The organism is Actinokineospora fastidiosa (genome assembly GCF_014648415.1).
In the GTDB taxonomy this organism is placed as follows: domain Bacteria; phylum Actinomycetota; class Actinomycetes; order Mycobacteriales; family Pseudonocardiaceae; genus Actinokineospora; species Actinokineospora fastidiosa.
Map to the genome: position 1 here is coordinate 1,569,973 of NZ_BMRB01000002.1, position 23,280 is coordinate 1,593,252.

Genomic DNA, 23,280 nt, shown 5'->3' on the forward strand with positions numbered 1-23,280 from the left:
GCCTGGAAACACCACACCCGCGGCGGTGCGGGTCAGCCTGCCGGGCGGTGGGCTGCGTCGGGGAACATCAGGAGGGCGCGGAGGGCGGTGCCGAGTTCGGTGACGTCGGCCGGGTCCGTCAGGGAGCGGCCCAGTTCGTCGGTGACGCGGCGGAGGCGGTGGCGGACGGTGTTCGGGTGGCAGTACAGGCGTTGGGCGGTCAGCCGGGTCGAGCCGCCGCAGGTGTACCAGGTGTGCAGGGTCGACAGCAGGACATCGCGGTCGTCGAGGGCCAGTACGGGGCCCAGGACCTGTCGGGCCAGTTGGGCTGAGGTCTCCGGCGCGCCCGCCACCAGGCCGGACAGCGGTGACTGGTCGAACTGGGCGACCTCCGCCGACCCCCTGGGCAGCGACGCCAGGGCCACCCTGGCGAAGTGCAGGGCCTGCGCGGTGTTCCCCAGGCCCGCGTACACCGGGCTCACCCCCACCCGCGCGGTCAGGTCGGCGCGCAGGACGTCCAGGACCGGGGTCAGGACGCCGTGCAGGGAGACCACGCCCACCTGCAGGTCGGGGGTCAGCCGCCAGGCCGAGGCCAGGTGCGCGTCGCGCAGCCGCGCCTCCACCCTGGGCAGCGGCTCCTGGCCGAGCCCGGTCACCTCGGCGGCGACGACGGCGAACGTCCCGTCCAGCGGCAGGTCGAGCAGCCGGGCGATGTCCCAGAGCGAGGCGTCGGTCCCGCCCGCGAACAGCGCCTCCACCAGCGCGGACCGCTGTTTGTGCCGGATCAGCGCCAGTTCGGCGTTGGCCTCGCGGTACTCGCTGGTCACCGCCTCGCTGAAGGCGTCGAACAGCCGCCAGGTGGTGCTCGCCGCGCCGACGACGGCGCGCAGGGCCTCCGGGTCGTCGCCTGCGAGTTCGACCAGCCGGTCCCAGATCAGCGTGAAGCCGATGCGGAACGCCCGCAGCACCTCCGGCAGCGGCGCGCCCTGGGCGGCCCGCTCGCGCGCGGTCACCCGGGCGGGGGGTCAGGTCGGTCGCCCCGCGCAGGCCGGTCAGGGCCGCGCGCAGGTTGGCCGCCACCGAGGCGTGCAGCCGCTCGACCGGGACCACCGCGCCGTACACGGCCATCTCGGCCTCGATCCGGGCGCAGGTGACCGCGGTGAGCGCGTCGACCTCCCGGTCCACCCGGTCGATCAGCTCGGCCACGCGGTCGACGCTGGACACCGGCGCCTCCTCAGTCGTCGTTGTCAGTACAACGACGACCGGGGGCGTCGGGTATCAGCCGAACCGCACGCAGCCCAGCCGGGCGCCCGCCGCGCCGCCCACGTGGGTGTGGTGCTCGTGCAGCACGATCGAGTCGGCCTGCCGGTCGCCGAAGGTCCACGCGACGCGGGAGACCGCGAGCGCGCTGCCGCGCCGGTTGGTGGTGAAGTCGAGCCAGACCTCGTTGCGCGGGTTCGCGTAGGCCGGGTCGGTCGAGGGCTGGTTGGGGTCGGGGACGTTCTGGAAGTGCGGTCCCGAGTCCGCCGGGTTCGGTCCGCACGGGCGGACGTGCACGTGGGCGCCGTACTCGGTGTTCGGCGGCAGGCCGGTCACGGCCAGCGCGACCACCGTCCGCCCGCCCAGGTCGTAGGAGAGCACCGAGGCCCGCGCGCCGACCGGGACCCGGTCCAGCGAGTAGGTGACGGCGTCGGCACCCGGCCGGTACTGCTCGAACACCGCCGTCCGCGCGTGTCCGCCCTCGGCCGACGCGGGCTGCGCCGCTGCCGACGCGGGCACCGCGCCCAAGGCACTCATGATCGTCGCAACAATTAGCGCTCGCACGAGTCGAGTGTTGTCACCCGGGGACAACCCGTCAACTCAGAGCGATGGACCTGCTGCACACAGTTAAACCGTCGTGTTTACGTCTCGTCCCGACTCTCGGGAATCACGATCACGGTCGGTTCCACCCGCTCGGCGGGGACCACGATCGAGTCGATGACGCCCGCCCGGCTCGCGGCCCTGCGCAGCAGCCGCTTGCGCACCAGCGCGCGGGTCGGCGGGAACAGCAGCGTCAGCGCCAGCACGTCGCTGATGAGCCCCGGGACGAACACCAGCACGCCCGCGGCGGCGATCAGCATGCCGTCGACGACCTCGCGGTCGGGCGCCCGGCGGGCGAACACCGCCTGTTGCAGCGCCCCCAGCGCCCGCGCGCCCTCGCGGCGCAGCAGCCAGCCGCCGAGCAGCGTCGCGGCGACCAGGAGCAGGATCGTCGGCAGCACGCCGACCAGGCCGCCGATCCACACCAGGACGGTGATCTCGACGGCCATCGCGAGCAGCAGCAGCACCAGGACCGGCACGGCGGGCCTCCTTCCACGTCTGTACCGGTTCAACGCGCGAACGGGCCCAAACATCCCCGCACCCGCGAAACCGCAGGTCAGGGGCGTTCTGGCGGCGCTGACCCCGTCAAGGGGCACGTGGCGATTTTCACGCGCGCCGTTCGGCCTATCCCGGATACGAACATTTCACACTATTGTCATGAGAACCCCGGAAGATCCCGGGGCGCCAGACGGCGACGGGACCGTGCCAGCGCAGTCCGCCCGACGCTCATAATCACGACATAGCGTCCGCACAGTGAAGTGCGTTGATGACTCGCGCCCGTCGCCAATGGGGTCCGACGGCCGCGCTCCGCACGACGAGGTGCGCTCAACCGCCCGATGCCCGGGCAGTCCAATGTCGCCGGAAGATTCCGGGGACGCCACCGGGCGCGGGGTCCCCGGTGCGCCGCCCTGGCCCCTGGTCCCCGCCTGCCCGCTCGCGTTCCCGCCATATGGGAGGGCCGCTAGCGTGACGACCCGCCAAGACCACCTGCGCGGTGGTCTCTACGACGAGCAGTACGAGCACGACGCGTGCGGTGTGGCCTTCGTGGCCGACCTCACCGGCCGCCGAGACCACGGCATCGTCGCCAAAGCTCTCGTCGCCCTGCGCAACCTGGAGCACCGCGGGGCCCGCGGCGCCGAGCCGGACACCGGCGACGGCGCGGGCATCCTGATCCAGGTGCCGGACGCGTTCTTCCGCGCGGTCGTGGACTTCGAGCTGCCCGCCGCGTACGCCGTCGGCACGGCGTTCCTGCCCGTGGACCCCGACGCCCGCGCCGCCGCCGTCTCAGCCGTTGAGACGATCGCCGCGGAGGAGGGCGCCGTCGTCCTCGGCTGGCGCGAGCTGCCGGTGCGGCGCGAGCACTGTGGAGCCACCGCCGCCTCCGTGATGCCGCACTTCGCGCAGCTGTTCATCGCCGCCGCCGACGGGGTCGACGGGATGGCGCTGGAGCGGCTGGCGTTCTGCGTGCGCAAGCGCGCCGAGCGGGCCGCCGACGTCTACTTCCCGAGCCTGTCCTCGCGGACCATCGTCTACAAGGGAATGCTCACCGAGCCGCAGGTCGCCCTGTTCTTCCCCGACCTGACCGACGAGCGGGTCACCAGCTCGATCGGCCTGGTGCACTCCCGCTTCTCGACCAACACGTTCCCGTCGTGGCCGCTGGCCCACCCCTACCGCTACGTCGCGCACAACGGCGAGATCAACACCCTGCGCGGCAACCGGAACTGGATGGACGCCCGCGAGGCGACCCTGGCCACCGACCTGATCCCCGGCGACCTGCGCCGGATCCTGCCGGTCATCACCCGGGGCGCCAGCGACTCGGCGTCCTTCGACGAGGTGCTGGAGCTGCTGCACCTCGGCGGCCGCCCGCTCCCCCACGCCGTGCTGATGATGATCCCCGAGGCGTGGGAGAACCACACCACGATGGACCCCGCGCGGCGGGCGTTCTACGAGTTCCACTCCACCCTGATGGAGGCGTGGGACGGCCCGGCGCTGGTGTCCTTCACCGACGGCACCCAGATCGGGGCGGTGCTCGACCGCAACGGCCTGCGCCCCGCCCGGTACTGGGTCACCGAGGACGGCCTGGTCGTGCTGGCCTCCGAGGTCGGCGTGCTGGACATCGACCCGACCGCGATCGTCCGCAAGGGACGGCTGGAGCCGGGCAGGATGTTCCTGGTCGACACCGCCCAGGGCCGGATCATCGACGACGAGGAGATCAAGGGCGAGCTGGCCGCCGCGCACCCCTACGGCGAGTGGGTCGAGCGGGGCCTGGTGCGGCTGGAGAGCCTGCCCGCGCGCGAGCGCGAGGTCCCGACGCACGACTCGCTGGTGCGCCGCCAGCAGGCCTTCGGCTACACCGAGGAGGAGCTGGCGCTGCTGCTGGAGCCGATGGCCCGCACCGGCGCCGAGCCGATCGGCTCGATGGGCAACGACGCCCCGCTCGCGCCGCTGTCGAGCGACCAGCGCCCGCTGTACGACTACTTCAGCCAGCTGTTCGCCCAGGTCACCAACCCGCCGCTGGACGCGATCCGGGAGGAGCTGGTCACCAGCCTCGGCACCCAGCTGGGCGCCGAGCCGAACCTGCTGGCCCCGGGCGCGGACTCCTGCCGCCGGATCACCCTGCCGTTCCCGGTGCTGGACAACGACGAGCTGGCCAAGATCGTCCACGTCAACGACGACGGGGACCTGCCGGAGTTCCAGTCCGTCACCATCCACGGCCGCTACGCCGTGCGCGGCGGCGGCGACGCGCTGCGCGAGCGGCTGGGCGAGATCCGCGCCGAGGTGTCGCTGGCGATCCGCGACGGCGCCCGGATCGTGGTGCTGTCCGACCGCGGCGTCGACGCCGACCTGGCGCCGATCCCGTCGCTGCTGCTGGTGGGCGCGGTCCACCAGCACCTGGTGCGGGAGAAGACGCGCTCGCAGGTGAGCCTGGTCGTGGAGACCGGCGACGCCCGCGAGGTGCACCACATCGCCCTGCTCGTCGGCTACGGCGCGTCCGCGGTCAACCCGTACCTGGCGATGGCCACGGTCGAGGAGATGGCCGAGCGCGGCCGGATCCCCGGCGTGGACGCCAGGCAGGCGACCCGCAACCTGATCAAGGCCCTCGGCAAGGGGCTGCGCAAGACCATGTCGAAGATGGGCGTGTCCACTGTGGCCTCCTACCACGGCGCGCAGATCTTCGAGGCGCTCGGCCTGGGCCCGGAGGTGATCGACGCCTGCTTCACCGGCACCACGTCGCGTCTGGGCGGCGTCGGCTTCGACGTCCTCGCCGAGGAGGTGGCGCGCAGGCACCGGGCGGCGTTCCCGGCCGACGGCGTGCGCGCCAGCCACCGCGAGCTGGCGGTGGGCGGCGACTACCAGTGGCGCCGCGAGGGCGAGCCGCACCTGTTCAACCCGCAGACGGTGTTCAAGCTGCAGCACTCCACGCGGACGGGCAAGTACGAGATCTTCAAGGAGTACACCCGGCTCGTGGACGACCAGTCGGCGTCGCTGAAGACGCTGCGCGGGCTGTTCGCGTTCAAGGAGGGCGTGCGCCCGCCGGTGCCGATCGAGGAGGTCGAGCCGGTCAGCTCGATCGTCAAGCGGTTCTCCACCGGCGCGATCTCCTACGGCTCGATCTCCCAGGAGATGCACGAGACGCTGGCGATCGCGATGAACCGGCTGGGCGCGAAGTCCAACACCGGCGAGGGCGGCGAGGACGCCGAGCGGCTCTACGACCCCGAGCGGCGCTCGGCGATCAAGCAGGTGGCCTCCGGCCGCTTCGGCGTCACCAGCGAGTACCTGGTCAACGCCGACGACATCCAGATCAAGATGGCCCAGGGCGCCAAGCCCGGCGAGGGCGGCCAGCTGCCGGGCACGAAGGTGTACCCGTGGATCGCGCGCACCCGGCACTCCACGCCCGGTGTCGGGCTGATCTCGCCGCCGCCGCACCACGACATCTACTCCATCGAGGACCTGGCGCAGCTCATCCACGACCTGAAGAACGCCAACCCGAGGGCGCGCGTCCACGTGAAGCTGGTGTCCGAGGTCGGCGTGGGCACGGTCGCGGCGGGGGTGTCCAAGGCGCACGCTGACGTCGTGCTGATCTCCGGGCATGACGGCGGCACTGGCGCGTCCCCGCTGTCGTCGATCAAGCACGCGGGCGGGCCGTGGGAGCTGGGCCTGGCCGAGACGCAGCAGACGCTGCTGGCCAACCGCCTGCGCGACCGGATCGTGGTGCAGACCGACGGTCAGCTCAAGACCGGCCGCGACGTCGTGGTGGCCGCGCTGCTCGGCGCCGAGGAGTTCGGCTTCGCGACCGCGCCGCTGGTGGTCTCCGGCTGCATCATGATGCGGGTGTGCCACCTCGACACCTGTCCGGTGGGCGTGGCCACGCAGAACCCGGTGCTGCGCGAGCGGTTCAGCGGCAAGGCCGAGCACGTGGTGAACTTCTTCGAGTTCATCGCCCAGGAGGTGCGCGAGCTGCTGGCCGCGCTGGGCTTCCGGACGCTGGCCGAGGCCGTGGGCCACGCCGAGCTGCTGGACACCCGGGCCGCCGTCGACCACTGGAAGGCCAGCGGGCTCGACCTCTCGCCGATCTTCCACGTGCCCGCGCTCGCCGAGGGCGCGGCCCGCCACCAGGTCGTCGCCCAGGACCACGGGCTGGAGCGGGCGCTGGACAACACGCTCATCCAGCTCGCCGAGGGCGCGCTGGAGTCCGGCGACAAGGTGCGGCTGGAACTGCCCGTGCGCAACGTCAACCGGACGGTGGGCACCATGCTCGGGTCCGAGGTGACCCGGCGCTGGGGCGGCGGCGGGCTGCCCGACGACACGATCGAGGTGACCTTCACCGGCACGGCGGGCCAGTCCTTCGGCGCGTTCCTGCCCGGCGGCGTGACGCTGCGGCTCATCGGCGACGCCAACGACTACGTGGGCAAGGGCCTCTCCGGCGGGCGCGTCATCGTGCGGCCGCACCCGGAGGCGCAGTTCGCCGCCGAGCAGCACGTCATCGCGGGCAACGTGATCGGCTACGGCGCCACCAGCGGCGAGATCTTCCTGCGCGGCAAGGTGGGCGAGCGGTTCTGCGTGCGCAACTCCGGCGCGCTGGCCGTCGTCGAGGGCGTGGGCGACCACGGCTGCGAGTACATGACCGGCGGGCGCGTCGTCGTGCTCGGGCCGACCGGGCGCAACTTCGCGGCGGGCATGTCCGGCGGCATCGCCTACGTGCTCGACCTCGACGCGGGCCGGGTCAACCCGGAGATGGTCGACCTCGACCCGCTCGACGCCGACGACCACGACTTCCTGCGCGAGACCGTGGTGTGCCACCAGGCCGAGACCGACTCGGCGGTGGCCCGATCGGTGCTGGCCGACTGGGACAGCGTCGTCAGCCGCTTCACCAAGGTGATGCCCAAGGACTACAAGCGCGTGCTGGCCGCGCGCGCCGCGGCCGAGGCCGAAGGCCGCGACATCGACCAGGCGATCATGGAGGCCGCTCATGGCTGACCCCAAGGGCTTTCTGACCACCCCTCGGGAGAACGCCCCCTCCCGCCCGGTGTTCCTGCGCCTTCAGGACTGGCGCGAGGTGTACGACGAGTTCGGGAACGAGCGCGTGGCCAAGCAGGCCGGGCGCTGCATGGACTGCGGCATCCCGTTCTGCCACCAGGGCTGCCCGCTGGGCAACCTGGTGCCGGAGTGGAACACCCTGGTCTGGCGGGACGACTGGCGCGCGGCGGCCGAGCGGCTGCACGCGACCAACAACTTCCCGGAGTTCACCGGCACGCTGTGCCCCGCGCCCTGCGAGGCCGCGTGCGTGCTGGGGATCAACCAGGACCCGGTGAGCATCAAGCGGGTCGAGATCTCGATCGTGGACCGGGCGTGGGACGAGGGTTGGATCACCCCGGTCCGGCCGGTTGCCCGCACTGGCAAGACGGTCGCGGTCATCGGGTCCGGCCCCGCCGGGCTGGCCGCGGCGCAGCAGCTGACGCGGGCGGGCCACGACGTGGAGGTCCTGGAGCGCGCCGACGCCATCGGCGGGCTGCTGCGGTACGGGATCCCCGAGTTCAAGATGGAGAAGTCCCGGCTGGACCGGCGGCTGGAGCAGATGCGGGCCGAGGGGACGGTGTTCCGCACCAACATCAACGCGGGCGTGGACGTCACGGCCGCCGAGCTGCGCTCGTCCTACGACGCGGTGGTGCTCGCGGGCGGCGCGACGGCGTGGCGCGACCTGCCGATCCCCGGGCGCGGGCTGACCGGGGTGTACCAGGCCATGGAGTACCTGCCGCTGGCGAACAAGGTGGCGGCCGGGCTGCTGGACCGCTCCCCGATCGACGCGGCGGGCAAGCACGTCGTCGTCATCGGCGGCGGCGACACCGGCGCCGACTGCATGGGCACCGCCCATCGGCAGGGGGCGGCGTCGGTGACGCAGCTGGAGATCATGCCCAAGCCGCCGTCGTCCCGCCCGGAGTCCACCCCGTGGCCGACCTACCCGATGCTGTACCGGGTGTCGTCGGCCCACGAGGAGGGCGGCGAGCGGGTCTACTCGGTGTCCACGACGGAGTTCGTCGGGGAGGGCCACGTGCGGGCCCTGCGCCTGACCGACGTCCGCGCCGAGGGCGGCCGGTTCGTCCCGGTCCCCGGCACCGAGCGCGAGATCCCGGCCGACCTGGTCACCCTGGCGATGGGCTTCGTCGGCCCGGAGAAGTCCGCCCTCCTCGGCGACCTGGGCGTCGACCTCGACGACCGGGGCAACGTCGCCCGGGGCGCCGACTTCCAGACGTCGGTCCCCGGCGTCTTCACCGCGGGCGACATGGGCCGGGGCCAGTCCCTGATCGTCTGGGCCATCGCCGAGGGCCGCGCCGCCGCCGCGGGCGTCGACGCCTACCTCACCGGCCGCCGAGTCCTCCCCCGCCCCATCGCCCCCACGGACCGTCCGCTGGTCTAGGGGTTGTGTGACCGGACGGGCCCGCAGTCGACGATGCCTGCGGGCCCGTTCTCTATTCCGGGGCCAGGAATTGCCGCCACCTCGCGCTTAGCACGCGCCACGTGGGCGGGTCGACGGTTCGGACGCACGAGTGGTGGTCGGTCGCCCGACCGCCTGCTTGCTTGCCATCCAGTCCGCTAGGCAGGGGCCCGCCTGGGGCTGGTCCCCTGCCCAGTGGGCCCTCTAGCCCAGCGTCACCGGGAGGGTGGAGAGGCGCCAGGTGCCGGGGTCGGGGGTGCGGTGGGGGGTGCCTGCGAGGGCGAGGTTGGGGTGGTGGCGTAGGAGGGCGGAAAGGGCGAGTTCCGTTTGGACTCGGGCGAGGGGTGCGCCCAGGCAGTAGTGGGGACCGTGGGCGTAGGCCAGGTGTTGGGCTGGCGGGCGGGTGATGTCGAGGGTGGCGGGGAAGGCTCGGGGGTCGTGGTTGGCGGCGGCGATGGAGGCGGTGACGGGCTCATCCGCGGGGATCGTGGTGCCGAAGAAGTCGACGGGCTCGCGGGTGTAGCGGGGTGTGGTGAGGAGTTGGGGGCTGCACCAGCGGGTCAGTTCCTCGACGGCGGTTGGCATCAGGGTGGGGGTCTCGCGGAGCAGGGCGAGTTGGTCGGGGTGGGCGAGCAGGGTCTCGACGGCGTTGGCGATGAGGTTGGTCGGGGTCTGGCCCGCGAGGACCAGGTGCCAGACCAGGGTGACCAGTTCGGTGTCGGTGAGGCGGTCGTCGTCGTTGACCTGGATGAGGTCGGAGAGCACGTCGTCGGCGGGTTCGGCCCGGCGGCGGGCGACGGCGGACTTGGCGCCCTCGATGATCGCGGGGATGGCGGCCATGAACTGCGCGCCGAAGCCCGCCGCGACGGCGGCGCCGTGGGTGCGCCAGTCGGCGCGGTCGGCTTCGGGGATGCCGATGAGCTCGCAGATCACCTCCATCGGCAGCGGGCGGGCGAAGTCGGCGACCAGGTCCGCCGGGTCGGGCAGCTCCGCTGCCAGCCGCTCGACGATCCGCTCGACGCGCCCGCGCACGGCCTCGGCCCTGCGCGCGGAGAACGCGGGCGCGACCAGCCTCCGCAGCCTGGTGTGCTCCGGGCCGTCCTTCTCGGCCATCGTGTGCAGGTACGGCTCCACCTCCGGACCCAGCGGCGGCCGCTGGAAGCTGTCGGCACGCAGCTCGAACCGGGGGTCGCCCAGCATCGCCCGGACGCCCTCGTGCCGCGTCACCACCCACAGCGACCGCATCCCCGGGACCACCAGCCGGGCGAGCGGCCCGGCCTCCCGCGCCTCCCCGTACACCCCGAACGGGTCCCCCAGCACGCGCGGGTCGGTCGCGTCGATCTCCAGCACCGGCACCTCCAGATGATGAGAACATATGATGTGAACATCCGAATGATGCCATCATCTGGATGATGCCATCATATGATCTCAACATCTGGATGATGTGGTCATATGGTGACATCATCTGGGCTGCTATCTTGATCGGCGAAGCACGAGGCGCCAGGGAGGATCACGTGGCCAAGCAGACGAGGCTCGCCACCCGCGAGGGCAACCGGGCGAAACTGATGGCCGCCGCCCGCGCGGAGTTCGCCGAGCGCGGGTACCCGGCGACCAAGGTCGACGCCGTCGCCGCCCGCGCCGGCCTCACCCGGGGCGCGGTGTACTCGAACTTCCCCAGCAAGCGCGCCCTCTACTTCGCCGTCCTCGCCGAGGACGCCGAGGCAGCCGCCGCAGACGGCGGGCAGGCCAGGAAGAAGACCCAGAAGGACGCCCTCGGCGCCCTCGCCCGCGCGTTCGTCGCCCGCCTGCCGCTGGCCACCGCGCCCACCCACCTCGGCGCGCACCTGCTCTCCGAGGTCATGGCCGACGACCGCACCCGTCAGGCCTACACCCAGCTCATGAAGCTGTCGGCGCTGCAGATCGGTTTCGCGCTGGGCCACCTGGGCGGGACCCGCCCGCGCGTGCGCCAGGCCGAGGCCGCGCTGACGATCCTGGAGGGCGCGCGCCAGTTCGCCGCCGCCGCGCCCGGGCTGGTCGAGCCGTTCCACATCGTGCAGACCTGCGAGAACCTGCCCGACCTCGAGACCGCGTGGCGGTTCCCGGACCAGCTGCCGCCCACCAAGGTGCTCGACGACCCGTGGTCGCCCGGCGATGCGACCGACCTCGCGCACGACGCGCCCGCCGACCTGACGAGCACCGGCCTGGTCGCCATCCTGGGCGTGCACCGGCTCTCCGCCATCGAGGAGGCCATCCGCGAGATGCCGGACAACGAGGACATCACCCTCGTGGTGGTCTCCGCCGACCCCGGCGAGCTCGTCGGCCTGGTCCGGCTCACCGTCGCCGAGACGCGCGCGCACCTCCGCCAGGCGTTCCCGCCCGCGAGCGTGCCGCGCCTGCGCGTGGTCGTGGACCCCGACGGCACGATCGCCGCCGCGGCGGGCGTCACCGGTGTCTCCGACACGACCGAGGTCGCGCTCCGCATCGCGGGCGGTCGGATCAAGCTCCGGTCGGAGGGCTTCGCCGCCTGCGCCGCGAGCAGCCTCCACGACACCAAGGCGCCGCGGTAGCCGGGTGCCCGCCGCCGGGCGGACCTATCGTGGGTCCGCACGGAGGAGGCAGGCCATGTCCGTCGACGTACGCCCGGTGACCCTGATCCGCCGACCGCGCGCCGAGGTCGCCGCGTTCATGTTCGACCCGGCCAACGACCTGCGGTGGACCGGCGGCATCCGGTCGAGCAGGCCGGACCGGCCGGGCCCGCTCACCACCGGGATGACGGTCGAGCGCACGGCGCGTTTCCTCGGCCGCGACTTCACCTACGGCTACGTCGTCACCGCGCACGAGCCGGGCCGCATGGTGGAGCTGGACGTCGAGCGCCCGTTCCCCATGCGGATCCGGTACGAGCTGGCCGACGCCGAGGGCGGCACCGAGGTGGCCATCGACGCCAGCGGTTCGCCCGGCCGGTTCTTCGGCCTTCTCACGCCGCTGCTGCGCAAGCAGGTCCACCGCGCCATCAGCGCCGACCTCCGGCGGCTGCGCTCGTGCCTGGAGGAATCTCCGTAGAGTCGGGCGCATGCTCCTGTGGATCAACGGGCCGTTCGGCTGCGGGAAGACGCAGACTGCCCACGAGCTGCGCCGACGCCTGCCCGGCAGCGTCATCTGCGACCCGGAGATGGTCGGCTTCGGCCTGCACCGGATGATGCCCGCCCACCTGCGCGAGGACTTCCAGGACCTACCCGCGTGGCGACAGGGCGTCTACGAGGTCCTGTCGCTCACCCTGGCCAAGCACGACGTCATCGCGCCCATGACCCTGACGGAGCCCGCGTACTTCGACGAGATCGTCGGCAGGCTCCGCGACGACGGCCACGACGTGCGCCACTTCTCCCTGCTGGCGGATCGGGAGACGATCCTCAACCGCCTGCGCGAACGCGGCTTCGGCCACCTCCTCGCGTTCATGGCGGGCAAGGACGCCCCGCTACGCCGGGAGAGCTGGGCGGTGTCGAAGCTCGACCACTGCCTGGAGCGGCTGAGCGGCCCCGAGTTCGGTGAACACGTCTGGACGGACGAGCCGTCGGTGGCCGAGGTGGCCGACCACATCGCTGCCCGAGCGGGCCTGCACCTGACCCCGAACACCGACAGCCCCCTCCGCGGCGCCGTGCGGCGGGCTTGGGTCGGGGTGAAACACATCCGCCTGATCACTTAGCCGGGCGAACGAGCACCGACCGGTGGAGGCTGGCGGCGACGCGGAGCTGCCGAACCCGTGGGCGGCGAGTCGGCGCTGCTGGGGGCAGGTGGAGAGGTTGGCGGGAGCAGGACCGATTCGGCACGGGCGCAGCTGCGCGCTGGACCGCCGGACCAGGTGGGCGGACTCCGGCGGGAGCCGCTTCGGCACAGGCATCGCTATGCGCCAGCCTGCCGGGCTAGGCGACCCGGGTTCGCGGAAGTAGGGCCAGCACACGGCCGCCGCTGCGCGTCGGCTGTGCCGGACCAGGTGGGCGGGAATCGCGCGTCAGGCCCGGTTCGATACGGCTGGGGGCTGCGACGGCAGCCCGGCGACAGCAGCTCGCCGACGGCAGCCCGGCGGCGAGCTGCAACGGCTCGGCAGCTGCTGCAACGGCTCGGCGGCGGCTCGGCTGCTACTGCAGCGGCACCTCGGCTGCGACAGCTCGGCAGTTACCGCAGTGGCAGCTCGGCTGCGGCTCGACGGCTGCTGGAGCGGCAGCTCGGCGGCGGCGGCTGCGGCAGCTCGGCTGCTACTGCAGCGGCGGCTCCGCGGCTGCTGCGGCGGCAGCTCGACTGCTGCTGCGGCTCGACTGCTGCTGCGGCTCGCCAGCGGCTGCTCGCCAGCGGCTCGGTTGCTGCGGCGGCGGCCGGACCAGGTGGCCAGGCAGTTGCCGTCCAGCTGAATCGAGCCGGGGTGGGGAGGACTCGTCCACCTGGACCGGCAGACCGGTCAACAGTGCGACTTCCGCCCGAACACGCCGACACCACCCCGAACCGGCCGATCCCTGCGCGACCGCGCGGGCCGCGCTGGGCGACGAGCGGCTGGTCGGCACAGCGGTCGGCAGGCACCCGCCTCCCCAGCCGCCTAGTCCGACGGGCGGGCGATCACCGAGAACTCCGTGCCGAACGGGTCGAGCAGGACGGCGAAGCGGCCGTAGATCATGTCCTCGGTGTCGACCACTCGGCCGCCTGCCTTGATGGCCTTGGTGGCGGTGTCGTCGGTGTCGGCGACCTCGAAGGTGGTGGACCAGCGGGAGCGGTGGGCGGTCTGCGAGCCCATGATGCCGCCGATCTCGTGGCCGTCGGGGCGGCGGAGGAAGGTGAAGTCCATCGACGGGAGGTCGGGGTTGGTGTCGAGGGTGAAGTCGAAGACGGTGGCGTAGAACCGGCGGGCGGCAGCGGGGTCGGGGGTGGTGAGGTCGTTGCGCACCAGGGCGCCGGGTTCGTTGACCACCTCGCAGCCGACCATCTTCTTGCCCTGCCACAGGCTGAACGGGGCGCCGACGGCGTCGACGGCGGCGGCCATCACGCCGAGGTCGGCCATGGCGTCGGGCTCGTTGACGATCCGGCCGCCCGCCTCCCGCACCTTCTCCGCCGTCGCGGCGCAGTCGTCGGTGGCGAGGTAGACGTTCCACCAGTGGTCCGGGCCCTCGGCGTAGCCGGAGATGCCCGCGACCTTGCGGCCGTCGAGCAGGGCGACGCTGTAGCCCGACCAGTCCTCGAAGTCCCACCCGAAGACGGCCTGGTAGAACTCCTGGCCGCGGGCCAGGTCGGGGATGCCGAGGTCCACCCAGGTCGGGGTGCCGAGGGGCTGGTTCTCGCTGACGTGGCTCATGCCCCCACGCTAACCGGGGTCACCGACACTCGCGTGGGTTCGCCGCGCGCGGGGCCGGGTAGCCGGGTGGATGGCCGATTGCGCGATCACCTTCGTCGGCACCGCCACCACGCTGCTGCGGCTCGGCGGGTTCACCGTGCTCACCGACCCGAACTTCGTGCGGCGCGGCCAGTGGGTCCATATCGGACACGGCCTGGTCAGCAGGCGCAGGACCGATCCCGCGCTCACCATCGGCGAACTGCCGCCGCTGGACGGTGTCGTGCTGTCGCACCTGCACGGCGACCACTTCGACCGGGTCGCCCGCCGCGACCTGCACCGCGACCTGCCGGTGTTCACCACCGAGCACGCGGCGGGGAGGCTGCGCGGCAAGGGCTTCACCGAGGCCGTGCCGATGCGCACCTGGCAGGAGCGGGTCCTGGACAAGGACGGCGAGCGCCTGCGCGTCACCTCGCTGCCCGCCGTGCACACGCGGGGTCCGCTGGCCGGGCTGCTCCCGCCGGTCATGGGCACGCTGCTGGAGTACGAGCCGCCGGACCGCGCGCCGCTGCGCGTCTACCTCAGCGGCGACACGCTCCCCTTCCCCGGCATCGCGGGCATCGCCGAGCGCTACCCGCACATCGACGCCGCCGTGATCCACCTCGGCGGCACGAAGATCCTCGGCATGCTGCTGTCCATGGACGGCGAGCGCGGCGTCGACCTGCTGGACATGGTGCGTCCCAAGAAGGCCCTACCCGTGCACTACGACGACTACGGCCTCTTCCACTCGCCCCTGTCGGACTTCACCCACGAGGTGGAGCGCCGCAAGCCCAGCGCGACGATCGAATACCTGTACCGAGGTCAGACCAAGCCCCTCTAGATGCGCGCCAGGAAGTCCTGCAGACGCGCGCGCAGGTCGGCGATCTCGGCCACGGTGACGTCCGTGTCGCGGAACAGCCCGCCCGGGACCTCGGCGACGCGCCCGCGCAGGGCCGCGCCCTCGTCGGTCAGCTCGACCACGACGCTGCGCTCGTCGTCGGCGCTGCGGGTGCGGCGGAGCAGGCCCGCGGCGGCCATGCGCTTGAGCAGCGGCGAGAGCGTGCCGGAGTCCAGCCGCAGCTCCTCCCCCAGCTCCTTCACCGTCCGCCCGTCGCGCTCGTAAAGGGCGAGCAGGACCAGGTACTGCGGGTAGGTGAGCCCGAGTTCGTCGAGCAGGGGGCGGTACCGGGCCGTCATCGCCCGGGACGCGGAGTACAGCGCGAAGCACAGCTGTTGCTCCAGCGTCGGCGAGACGGCCACGGCTACCTCCGGATGCTCAGGCGACCACCAGGTCGACGTCGATGTTGCCACGGGTGGCCTTGGAGTAGGGGCACACCTGGTGGGCCTTGGCCACCAGGTCCTCCACAACGGACCGCTCGACGCCGGGCACCGTCACGGTCAGCCGCACGCCCAGGCCGAGGCCGTCGGCGGACTTGCCGATGTCGACGGACGCGGTGACCTGCGAGCCCTCGACGGACGCCCCCTCCTGCCGGGCGACGAGCTGCAGGGCGCCGTGGAAGCACGCCGAGTAGCCCGCGGCGAACAGCTGCTCGGGGTTGCTCGCCGCGCCGCCCGGGCCGCCGAGCCCGGTCGGCACCGCCAGGTCCTGATCGATGACGCCGTCGGACGAGCGCACGTGCCCGCCGCGACCCGCACCGGTGGCGGTCGCCTCTGCGGTGTAGAGCACCTTCATCGCTTGACTCCTTCGCGGTCGACTACCCACAAAGCTAGTCTGCAATTAAGTTGTGCACAACTCGAAGTGGCGGGGCTTACCCGGGGCGGACCCCGGGCAACTCCCCTACATGTTGATCATGTGACCGGCGAGGCCGTGGACGGCCTCCTTGACGGCCTCGCCCAGCGTCGGGTGCGCGTGGACGTTGCGGGCGACCTCGTGCACGGTGAGGTCCCACTGCTGGGCCAGGGTCAGCTGCGGCAGCAGCTCGGTGACCTCGGGCCCGATCAGGTGGCCGCCGAGCAGCTCGCCGTGCTTGGCGTCGCTGATCAGCTTGACGAAGCCCACCGGGTCGTTGAGGCCGTGCGCCTTGGCGTTGGCGGTGAAGGGGAACTTGGCCACCTTCACGTCGTAGCCGCGCTCGCGGGCCTGCGCCTCGGTGTAGCCGAAGCTGGCGATCTGCGGCTGGCAGTAGGTCGCCCTCGGGATCATGACGTAGTCCAGCTCCATGGTCTCCGCGCCCGCGATCGTCTCCGCGGCGATGACGCCCATGGCCTCGGCCGTGTGGGCCAGCATCAGCTTGGCGGTGACGTCGCCGATGGCGAAGATGTGTGGCACGGAGGTGCGGCAGAAGCCGTCGATGTCGATGGCCTTGCGCTCGGTCAGCCGGACGCCGGTCTTCTCCAGGCCGTAGCCCTCCACGCGCGGGGCGAAGCCGATCGCCTGGAGCACCTTGTCGGTCTCCAGCACCTGCTCCTGACCGCCCTTGGAGACGGTGACGCGCACCTTCTCGCCGCTGTCGTCGATGGACTCGACGCGGGTGCCGGTGAGGACCTCGATGCCCAGCTTCTTGTACCGGCGGGCCAGCTCCTTGGACACCTCCTCGTCCTCCAGCGGCACCATCCGGTCGAGGAACTCGACGATGGTGACCTTCACGCCGTAGTTGTGCATCACGTACGCGAACTCGACGCCGATGGCGCCCGCCCCCGCGATGACGATGCTCTCCGGGAGCGTGTCGCTGAGGATCTGCTCCTCGTAGGTGACGACGCGGTCGGACAGCTTCGTGCCGGGCAGCAGCCGGGTCGTCGCGCCCGCGGCGACGATGGCGTGGCCGAAGGTGACGGTCTCGGTGCCGCTGTCGGTCTTGACCTCGATGGTGTTCGGGTCGGTGAACGTGCCCCAGCCGAAGAACTGGGTGATCTTGTTCTTCTTCATCAGGTAGTGCACGCCCTTGACCCGGCCGTCGGCGACCGTGCGGCTGCGGGCGAACGCCTTGCCGTAGTCGAAGCGCAGCGAGCCCTCGACCTGGATGCCGAGCGTGTCGGCGTCGTGGGACAGGATGTGCGCCAGCTCCGCGTTGCGCAGCAGTGCCTTGGACGGGATGCAGCCCACGTTGAGGCAGACACCGCCCCAGTAGCGCTCCTCGATGATGGCAGTGCTCAGCCCGAGCTGCGCCGCCCGGATGGCGGCCACGTAGCCGCCCGGCCCGGCGCCGAGGACCACGACGTCGAAGTGTGTGCTCATACCGCCCACACTATTGCCCGCGCCGGTGTTGTCAGGTGCGTGCCCGTCCGAGTTCGGCGAGCACCGAGGCGACTACCTGCGGTGAGGAGAGGTCGCGGCCGGGCACCCGGGCCGTGTGCACCCCGGTGGTGGCCGGGAGGTCTCCCCCGCCGACCACCACCAGCGTGCGCACGATGTGGGAGAACTCGGCGAGCACGCCCGCGGCGAACTCCGCGAGTTCGGCGTCGGCCACGATGTGGGTGCGCACCCGTCGGTCGGCGAGGGTCTCCAGCACGTCCTCGACGGCCTCGGGGCCGGTCTCCGGCCCGGGCGTGGCGCACCAGGCGATCTGGAACGAGTCGGTCAGCGGGACCCAGGCGGCGGGGATGTCGTCCGGCCTGGACCCGGCGGCATCGAGCACGACGAGAGCGGGGCCGTACTCGAGTCCGCGCCACAATGGGCGCGGTGGGAGCCTGAGGGGTAGCAAAGCCGCCTCCGGAAGGTCGGGGGTTCGGCTGAGTAGTACCCATTAGCGTGAGTTTCAAACCCGAACCGGTCATGTTCTTTCAGTCAACGGCGTGGCGGCGGGCGGTGCGCGGGCCTACTGTTTGGCGTACAGGGAGAACTCGGGGAGGGTCCGTGGCACGACCGGTCTGGGCAGGCGCCATCAACTTCGGCCTGGTGACCGTGCCCGTGGAGCTGTACAGCGCGACGGAGGACCACACCATCAGCTTCCGCCAGTTCGAGCGGGGCACCTCCGACCGGATCCGCTACAAGCGGGTCAACGAGCGCACCGGCAAAGAGGTCGCGTACTCCGACATCGTCAAGGGCGCCGACCTCGGCGGCGGAGAGTACGTGATCCTGGAGCCCGACGAGCTCGACGCCATCGCCCCGGGGCGGTCGCGGACGATCGACATCAGCGCGTTCGTCGACCTCGACGAGATCGACCCGATCTACTTCCAGAAGACGTACTGGCTCAGTCCCACGAAAGAGGAGTACGGCCGCGCCTACAGCCTGCTCCTGCAGGCGATGCGGAAGACGAACAAGGCCGGGATCGCGTCGTTCGTCATGCGTGGCAAGGAGTACCTGACGGCGCTGCGGCCGGGTGATGAGCTGCTCATCCTGACGACCCTGCTGTTCCCCGAGGACATCAGGAACCCGGCGAAGGAACTGAAGTCCATGCCGGAGCTGGTCTCCGCGCGCGGCAAGGAACTGGACATGGCGGTCTCCCTGGTCGAGTCCATGGCCGAGGACTGGACGCCGGAGAACTACCACGACACCTACACCCAGCGCGTCGAGCAGCTCATCGAGGACAAGCGCCAGGGCCGCACGATCGTGGCCGAGGAGGAGCCCGCCGAGCCGACGAAGGTCGTGGACCTGTTCGAGGCCCTGAGCGCGAGCGTGGAGAGCCGCAAGAAGGGCAAGACACCCACCCCGAAGAAGGCGGAGCCGGAAGAGGACCTGTCCGAGCTGACCAAGGCCGAGCTGGAGAAGCTGGCCAAGGACCTCGACATCAAGGGCCGCTCGAAGATGACCCGCGAGGAACTGGAGAAGGCCATCGAGAAGGCAGGCACCAGGGCGGCGTCGTAGGCGGGTAGCGAGGCCGGTGCTGTAGAGGCGGCAGCGGGGCCACGGCGAGGGCCAGCAATGCGCCCTGCTGGCGGACGGCAAGGCCACGCCGAGGGCTGGCAACGGGGCCAGGTCGTAGGCAGGCAGCGAGACCACCGCAGACGGCCAGCGAGCCGCGCCGCTGGCGGACAGTGACGCCGAGGGCTGACAGCGAGACGAGGTTGTAGCAGGGCAGCGAGGCCAGCGAGGCGCGCCGCTGGCGGACCGCAACGCCACGCCGAGGACTGGCAGCGCGGCCATGCCGTCGTCGGCGGAGAGCGAGTCGGGGATTGGCAGCGAAAGCACGCTATCGGCGCGTGGCGAAGATGCGTCGCGGGCGGGCAGCGGGCCACCCGTTGGTGGGCGAAAGAGCGCGGCGGGGGCGAGCGGCGCGAGCACGCCTTCGGCGGGCAGCCAGACCACGCCGTCCAGCAGGCGGCGAGACCATACCACCGGCACCCGGCGAGACCACACCACCGGCACCCGGCGAGACCACACCACCGGCACCCGGCGAGACCACACCACCGGCACCCGGCGAGACCACGCCGTCCAGCAGGCGGCGAGACCACACCACCGGCACCCGGCGAGACCACACCACCGGCACCCGGCGAGACCACACCACCGGCACCCGGCGAGACCACGCCGTCCAGCAGGCGGCGAGACCATACCACCGGCACCCGACGAGACCACACCACCGGCACCCGGCGAGACCACGCCACCGGCACCCGGCGAGACCACGCCACCGGCATCCGGCGAAGCCCCGCCGCAGGCGGGCGGCGAGACCAACCGATGGTGGGCAGGGTGGGCGGTGGTGGCGTGGGCATGGCGGTCGGTGATGGTGCGTGGGTGGCTGCAACCGCTGGGTGCTTGTTGCGCGGAGGGCCGGTCAAAGCGGGACTGAGCAGGCGTGGGGAGCTGGTCAGGGGGTGGTCAGCCACTCCCTGTCGGTCGGTGGTTCTGTGGCTGGTGCGCCTCGGCGGGGTGGGTCAGGATGCATGGCGGTCGGCCGTTCTCGGTCCCACCGGGATGAGCCTGGGGTCCACGGTTCCGGCTAGCCAGGCGCGTAGGGCGTCGTTGAACAATGCGGTGTCCTCGATGTTCCAGATGTGGTGCATCCCCGGCGCGAGTCGGAGGATGGATTGGGGGGCGGCTTTGGCGATGTCGGTCAAGGACCGCCGGACGGCGGCTGACTCCTTCTGGCCTGCGATCGCGAGCAGGGGGCCGGTGTAGCGGCCCAGGTCCGCTGGCACGCCGCCCGCGCACACCTCGGCGTTCATCGCGGCCGCGGTCTCGCGGCGTACGGAGAGGCCGTGGGCGACGTACTGGGTGCGGGCGTCCGCCGGGATGCCGAACGCGGCGGCCTGGCCGCGCCAGAACCACGGCATCTGGCAGAAGGCCAGGTGGACCTGGCAGATCAGGCGCAGTCCGACGCCCGCGCGGGTGAGCGGCGCGCCCGTGAGGAACGCCGAGCGCACCCGGTCGGGGTGTCGGGCCAGCAGGCGCAACGCCGTCACCGCGCCCAGCGAGAGCCCGACTAGGTCGAACGGACCCTCGACGTGGGCGGCCACCCGGGCGACGACGTCGTCGGCCGCCGCGTCCAGGCCCGGCCAGTCCTCGCCGACCCGGGCGCCGAAGCCGGGCAGGTCCGGGGTGAGGACCATCCGGTCGGTGAGCGCGGGGAGCTGCGGCTCCCACATCCAGTTGCCGACGTTGCCGCCGTGGAGCATCACGACCGGGCGACCCGCCGCGGGGTGGTGCACCTCGGGAAAGCGGGTCATGCCAGCTCCTCCTCGACGGCGTCGAGCCAGGCGAGTTCGGTGCGCAGGTGGGCGATGCCGTTGTCCAGCGTGGCGAGGCGCAGCCGGGCCGCGCGGTCGGGCGCGTCGGCCTCGGCGCGCAGCCGCTCGAAGCCCGCCAGCCGCGCGCTGGTCGTCTCCCTGCGGCCCGCGATGAGCGCGCGGAAGCCGTCGTCGTCGAGGTCGGCGCCGAAGAACACCCTGGCGAGGAACGGGTCGCGCTCGACCTGGCGTTCCGGCGCGCTTTCCAGCCACGCGGCCAGCGCCGCCCGCCCGGCGGCGGTGATCCGGTGCTCCTGGCGGTCGGGCGCGCCCGCGCCCGCGACGGTCTCGACCTCCGCGAGGCCGTCGGCGACGAGTTGGGCGAGGGTCCGGTAGATCTGGGCCTTGTCGGCCGACCAGAAGTGCCCCACGGTCGAATCGAAGTGCCGCTTGAGGTCGTATCCGGTCATGGGCGCGATGGCGAGCAGCCCCAGGATGATGCGGGAGAGAACCACGCCACTAGTAGACAAGTCCCCTAGGAGATTTGTCAACTAGCAGCACCGCGGGCGGTGTCCTGGGACCTGGACACCGCCCGCGGCTTCAGCGGGTATTCAGTTGTCGACTACCCCCTACAGCGGCGGGTAGGCGTTCGCCATGAGCTCCTGGAACTGGGCGGAGAACCAGTGGCCCGACAGCGGCGCGTTCGGCAGGGCGCCCGACGGGTTGTTGCCGTTGCGGGGGTTGCCCTGGTAGGTCGGGTCGCACATGCGGTCGAAGCCCTTGCCCTCGTCGTTCGGGATCTCCTCGCTGGCGCCGTCGGACTCACCCGGGGGCTTGATCCAGACGTAGGCGTCGATGCCCGGCTCCGGGGCGGCCTTCGGCCGCTCGCCGAGGCCCGCGCCGGACTGGTTGCACCAGTTGCCCTTCTGGATGCGCCGGTCGATCCGCGACTCGTTGACGTAGGTGTCCGGGTTGGTGGACGTCGACTTCGCGGTCGGGCGGTTGGGGCCGCCCCAGCCGTTGCGGGAGGTGTCGATCAGCATGCCGATGGTCGACGGGAAGCCGTTCTTGATGAGTTCGGCGCGCATGCCGGTGGCGAAGCCGAGCTCACCGTTGAAGTCGTTCCAGTCGACCCACTTGGCCTGCTCCTTCACCGGGCGGCCGTTGACGATGTCGTCGACCGTCCAGTAGGGCTCGCGCAGGGCGGAGTAGTTCGCGGTGTTGGTGATGAAGCCGTGGACCATGTCCAGGCGCGCGCCCTCGCGGCCGTTGATCGAGGCGAACATCCGCGCCGAGGCGTGGAAGTTGTCGTACTCGGGGACGGGGTCGCCCCAGCCGATCCAGCCGTGGTGGCCCGCGTCGATGTAGTTGTAGACGTTCGGGATCGCGCCACCGAGGTTGGCCACCGCGTAGGCGACGCCGTTCTGGTAGTTCTCGTTCTGCTTCATCACGTCGCAGTTGGCAGTGGCCGTCGCCCTCGGCGTCACGTTGGTGACGATGTTGGGCAGCGAGTCGATCTCGATGACGGCGACGATGCGCAGCTCGGAGTACTGCGGCCGGGACAGGATGTCCGCGATCACGTCGATGTACTCGCTCTTGTAGCGCGGCAGCTCCGTCGGGCCGAGCTCGCCGTTGGAGGCCAGCGCGGCGCAGTCGCGGCCGGGCAGGTTGTAGATGACGACCTGGAAGACGAGCTCACCGGTGGGCGAGGCCGCCAGCTGGCGAACAGCCTCGTCCAGGTGGTCCTCAAGACCCATGGAGCCCGTGGTCGGCGAGTCGTTGCCGTGGATGGCGCTGATGCGGTCCATCCAGACACCGGTGGGCTGGTTGGCGATCCGCGAGCCGCCCGGCTCGGCCTGGGCGCGGGCCTTCCACTGCGGGTTGACGTACACGCTCGCGCCGACGTACGGGTTGTCCACCTTCTGCCCGGGCGGGTTGTCGCCCGTGGTGGTCGTGGTCGTCGTGGTGGTGGTCGTCGTGGTCGACGTCGTCGTGGTGGGCGGGACGTTGCCGGTGCAGACGGTCCCGTTGAGCCGGAACTGCGTCGGCGCCGGGTTGGACCCGGTCCACGAGCCGTTGAAGCCGGGGGTGACCGTCGCGCCGGTGGCCAGGGACGGGCTCCATCCGGGGTTGCGCACCGTCACGCGGTTGCCGGACTGGGTGAACTCGCCGTTCCAGCCCTGCTGGATCCGCTGCCCCGCCCCGAAGTCCCACTCCAGGGTCCAGCCGCCGCTGATCGCGTCACCGAGGTTGGTGACGGTCACGTTGGCCCCGAACCCGCCGGGCCACTGGCTCGACACGGCATAGTTGACCCGGCAGCCGGGCGCGGCGTTGGCGGTGGTGGTGCCCGCCACGACAAGCGTCGCGGACAGGGCGGCCACCGAGGTCACCGCCATCGCCGTGGCCAGCTTTCGGGATCGGCCAATCTTGCGCAGACTCATGCATCGCCTCCTTGCGAGCAGATCGCCGTTTGAGAGCGCTCCCACTAGAAGTGGATCGTTCCGACATCCGCCGCAAGACTGGGTGGTTGCAGGTTGGGAGCGCTCCCAGCAATGACCGTAACGCAGGACACACCACGGTGACAAGACCGTCACGA

The 23,280-nt window shown here is 71.8% G+C and carries 19 protein-coding genes; 7 read left to right on the top strand and 12 right to left on the bottom strand.

Features of this window, described 5'->3' with window-relative positions; translation table 11 throughout:
- Positions 1-32: 32 nt before the first annotated feature.
- The 3 genes from IEY98_RS17100 to IEY98_RS17110 all read right to left on the bottom strand — a co-directional run bounded on the left by IEY98_RS17100 (position 33) and on the right by IEY98_RS17110 (position 2,318).
- The gene (locus tag IEY98_RS17100; protein WP_229786983.1) at positions 33-992 is read right to left on the bottom strand and encodes a PucR family transcriptional regulator; all 960 of its coding nucleotides are present in this window, start codon (positions 990-992) and stop codon (positions 33-35) included.
- 265 nt (positions 993-1,257) lie between these two features.
- Complete coding sequence (locus IEY98_RS17105; RefSeq protein WP_373292405.1) at positions 1,258-1,776, bottom strand: superoxide dismutase; 519 nt, start codon at positions 1,774-1,776, stop codon at positions 1,258-1,260.
- A gap of 104 nt (positions 1,777-1,880) precedes the next feature.
- Complete coding sequence (locus IEY98_RS17110) at positions 1,881-2,318, bottom strand: FxsA family protein (RefSeq protein ID WP_189211397.1); 438 nt, start codon at positions 2,316-2,318, stop codon at positions 1,881-1,883.
- Positions 2,319-2,805: 487 nt separating this feature from the next.
- On the opposite strand from IEY98_RS17110, the gene gltB reads away from it, so the two are divergent.
- The gene (gene gltB / locus IEY98_RS17115) at positions 2,806-7,317 is read left to right on the top strand and encodes a glutamate synthase large subunit (protein ID WP_229786984.1); all 4,512 of its coding nucleotides are present in this window, start codon (positions 2,806-2,808) and stop codon (positions 7,315-7,317) included.
- A complete protein-coding gene (locus IEY98_RS17120; protein WP_189211399.1) occupies positions 7,310-8,755 on the top strand; it encodes a glutamate synthase subunit beta in 1,446 nt (481 codons plus the stop codon). Before gltB ends, IEY98_RS17120 begins: the two co-directional genes overlap by 8 nt.
- Positions 8,756-8,977: 222 nt before the next feature.
- Here the strand turns inward: IEY98_RS17120 and IEY98_RS17125 are convergent, their stop codons facing one another.
- On the bottom strand, positions 8,978-10,129 hold the full coding sequence (locus tag IEY98_RS17125; protein ID WP_189211400.1) for a cytochrome P450 family protein: 1,152 nt from the start codon (positions 10,127-10,129) through the stop codon (positions 8,978-8,980).
- 158 nt (positions 10,130-10,287) lie between these two features.
- Here IEY98_RS17125 and IEY98_RS17130 point away from each other — a divergent pair, with 158 nt between their 5' ends.
- From IEY98_RS17130 to IEY98_RS17140, 3 genes are read left to right on the top strand one after another with little or no spacing between them, the layout of a single operon-like run.
- Entirely contained in the window at positions 10,288-11,340 is a 1,053-nt protein-coding gene (locus IEY98_RS17130) for a TetR/AcrR family transcriptional regulator (RefSeq protein WP_189211401.1), read from the top strand.
- Positions 11,341-11,395: 55 nt separating this feature from the next.
- Complete coding sequence (locus tag IEY98_RS17135; RefSeq protein ID WP_189211402.1) at positions 11,396-11,833, top strand: SRPBCC family protein; 438 nt, start codon at positions 11,396-11,398, stop codon at positions 11,831-11,833.
- 10 nt (positions 11,834-11,843) lie between these two features.
- Positions 11,844-12,473, top strand: a complete 630-nt coding sequence (locus tag IEY98_RS17140) for an AAA family ATPase (protein ID WP_189211403.1) — start codon at positions 11,844-11,846, stop codon at positions 12,471-12,473.
- A gap of 885 nt (positions 12,474-13,358) precedes the next feature.
- Here IEY98_RS17140 and IEY98_RS17145 read toward each other — a convergent pair.
- Positions 13,359-14,108, bottom strand: a complete 750-nt coding sequence (locus IEY98_RS17145) for a VOC family protein (protein ID WP_189211404.1) — start codon at positions 14,106-14,108, stop codon at positions 13,359-13,361.
- Between the two features lie 70 nt (positions 14,109-14,178).
- Here IEY98_RS17145 and IEY98_RS17150 point away from each other — a divergent pair, with 70 nt between their 5' ends.
- On the top strand, positions 14,179-14,964 hold the full coding sequence (locus tag IEY98_RS17150) for an MBL fold metallo-hydrolase (protein ID WP_189211405.1): 786 nt from the start codon (positions 14,179-14,181) through the stop codon (positions 14,962-14,964).
- On the opposite strand, the gene IEY98_RS17155 is transcribed toward IEY98_RS17150, so the two are convergent.
- The 4 genes from IEY98_RS17155 to IEY98_RS17170 form a co-directional block, all read right to left on the bottom strand.
- On the bottom strand, positions 14,961-15,320 hold the full coding sequence (locus IEY98_RS17155) for a MarR family winged helix-turn-helix transcriptional regulator (protein ID WP_189211859.1): 360 nt from the start codon (positions 15,318-15,320) through the stop codon (positions 14,961-14,963). The genes IEY98_RS17150 and IEY98_RS17155 overlap by 4 nt on opposite strands.
- Before the next feature lie 79 nt (positions 15,321-15,399).
- Positions 15,400-15,816 (bottom strand): organic hydroperoxide resistance protein, encoded by a 417-nt coding sequence (locus IEY98_RS17160; RefSeq protein ID WP_189211406.1) that lies wholly within the window; start codon positions 15,814-15,816, stop codon positions 15,400-15,402.
- Positions 15,817-15,921: 105 nt separating this feature from the next.
- The gene (lpdA, locus tag IEY98_RS17165) at positions 15,922-17,319 is read right to left on the bottom strand and encodes a dihydrolipoyl dehydrogenase (RefSeq protein WP_189211407.1); all 1,398 of its coding nucleotides are present in this window, start codon (positions 17,317-17,319) and stop codon (positions 15,922-15,924) included.
- Between the two features lie 31 nt (positions 17,320-17,350).
- Positions 17,351-17,719, bottom strand: coding sequence for a hypothetical protein (locus IEY98_RS17170; protein ID WP_189211408.1), 369 nt, complete (start codon positions 17,717-17,719; stop codon positions 17,351-17,353).
- A 218-nt stretch (positions 17,720-17,937) separates the two neighbouring features.
- Between IEY98_RS17170 and ku the strand changes: the two genes are divergently transcribed.
- The gene (gene ku, locus IEY98_RS17175) at positions 17,938-18,888 is read left to right on the top strand and encodes a non-homologous end joining protein Ku (protein WP_189211409.1); all 951 of its coding nucleotides are present in this window, start codon (positions 17,938-17,940) and stop codon (positions 18,886-18,888) included.
- 1,004 nt (positions 18,889-19,892) lie between these two features.
- Here the strand turns inward: ku and IEY98_RS17180 are convergent.
- The 3 genes from IEY98_RS17180 to IEY98_RS17190 all read right to left on the bottom strand — a co-directional run bounded on the left by IEY98_RS17180 (position 19,893) and on the right by IEY98_RS17190 (position 23,125).
- The gene (locus IEY98_RS17180; protein ID WP_189211410.1) at positions 19,893-20,684 is read right to left on the bottom strand and encodes an alpha/beta fold hydrolase; all 792 of its coding nucleotides are present in this window, start codon (positions 20,682-20,684) and stop codon (positions 19,893-19,895) included.
- Positions 20,681-21,199 carry a PadR family transcriptional regulator gene (locus IEY98_RS17185; RefSeq protein WP_189211411.1) on the bottom strand — a complete coding sequence of 173 codons (519 nt, stop codon included), beginning with the start codon at positions 21,197-21,199 and terminating at the stop codon, positions 20,681-20,683. The genes IEY98_RS17180 and IEY98_RS17185 overlap by 4 nt, the downstream gene beginning before the upstream one ends.
- 114 nt (positions 21,200-21,313) lie before the next feature.
- Positions 21,314-23,125, bottom strand: a complete 1,812-nt coding sequence (locus IEY98_RS17190) for a glycoside hydrolase family 6 protein (RefSeq protein ID WP_189211412.1) — start codon at positions 23,123-23,125, stop codon at positions 21,314-21,316.
- Positions 23,126-23,280 lie beyond the last annotated feature (155 nt).

Coding starts and splice junctions, on each gene's coding strand:
- IEY98_RS17105 (WP_373292405.1), bottom strand. CDS start 1,776: ATGAGTGCCTTGGGCGCGGTGCCCGCGTCGGCAGCGGCGCAGCCCGCG.
- IEY98_RS17120 (WP_189211399.1), top strand. CDS start 7,310: ATGGCTGACCCCAAGGGCTTTCTGACCACCCCTCGGGAGAACGCCCCC.
- IEY98_RS17135 (WP_189211402.1), top strand. CDS start 11,396: ATGTCCGTCGACGTACGCCCGGTGACCCTGATCCGCCGACCGCGCGCC.
- IEY98_RS17140 (WP_189211403.1), top strand. CDS start 11,844: ATGCTCCTGTGGATCAACGGGCCGTTCGGCTGCGGGAAGACGCAGACT.
- IEY98_RS17145 (WP_189211404.1), bottom strand. CDS start 14,108: ATGAGCCACGTCAGCGAGAACCAGCCCCTCGGCACCCCGACCTGGGTG.
- IEY98_RS17150 (WP_189211405.1), top strand. CDS start 14,179: ATGGCCGATTGCGCGATCACCTTCGTCGGCACCGCCACCACGCTGCTG.
- IEY98_RS17155 (WP_189211859.1), bottom strand. CDS start 15,320: ATGACGGCCCGGTACCGCCCCCTGCTCGACGAACTCGGGCTCACCTAC.
- IEY98_RS17160 (WP_189211406.1), bottom strand. CDS start 15,816: ATGAAGGTGCTCTACACCGCAGAGGCGACCGCCACCGGTGCGGGTCGC.
- lpdA (WP_189211407.1), bottom strand. CDS start 17,319: ATGAGCACACACTTCGACGTCGTGGTCCTCGGCGCCGGGCCGGGCGGC.
- IEY98_RS17180 (WP_189211410.1), bottom strand. CDS start 20,684: ATGACCCGCTTTCCCGAGGTGCACCACCCCGCGGCGGGTCGCCCGGTC.
- IEY98_RS17190 (WP_189211412.1), bottom strand. CDS start 23,125: ATGAGTCTGCGCAAGATTGGCCGATCCCGAAAGCTGGCCACGGCGATG.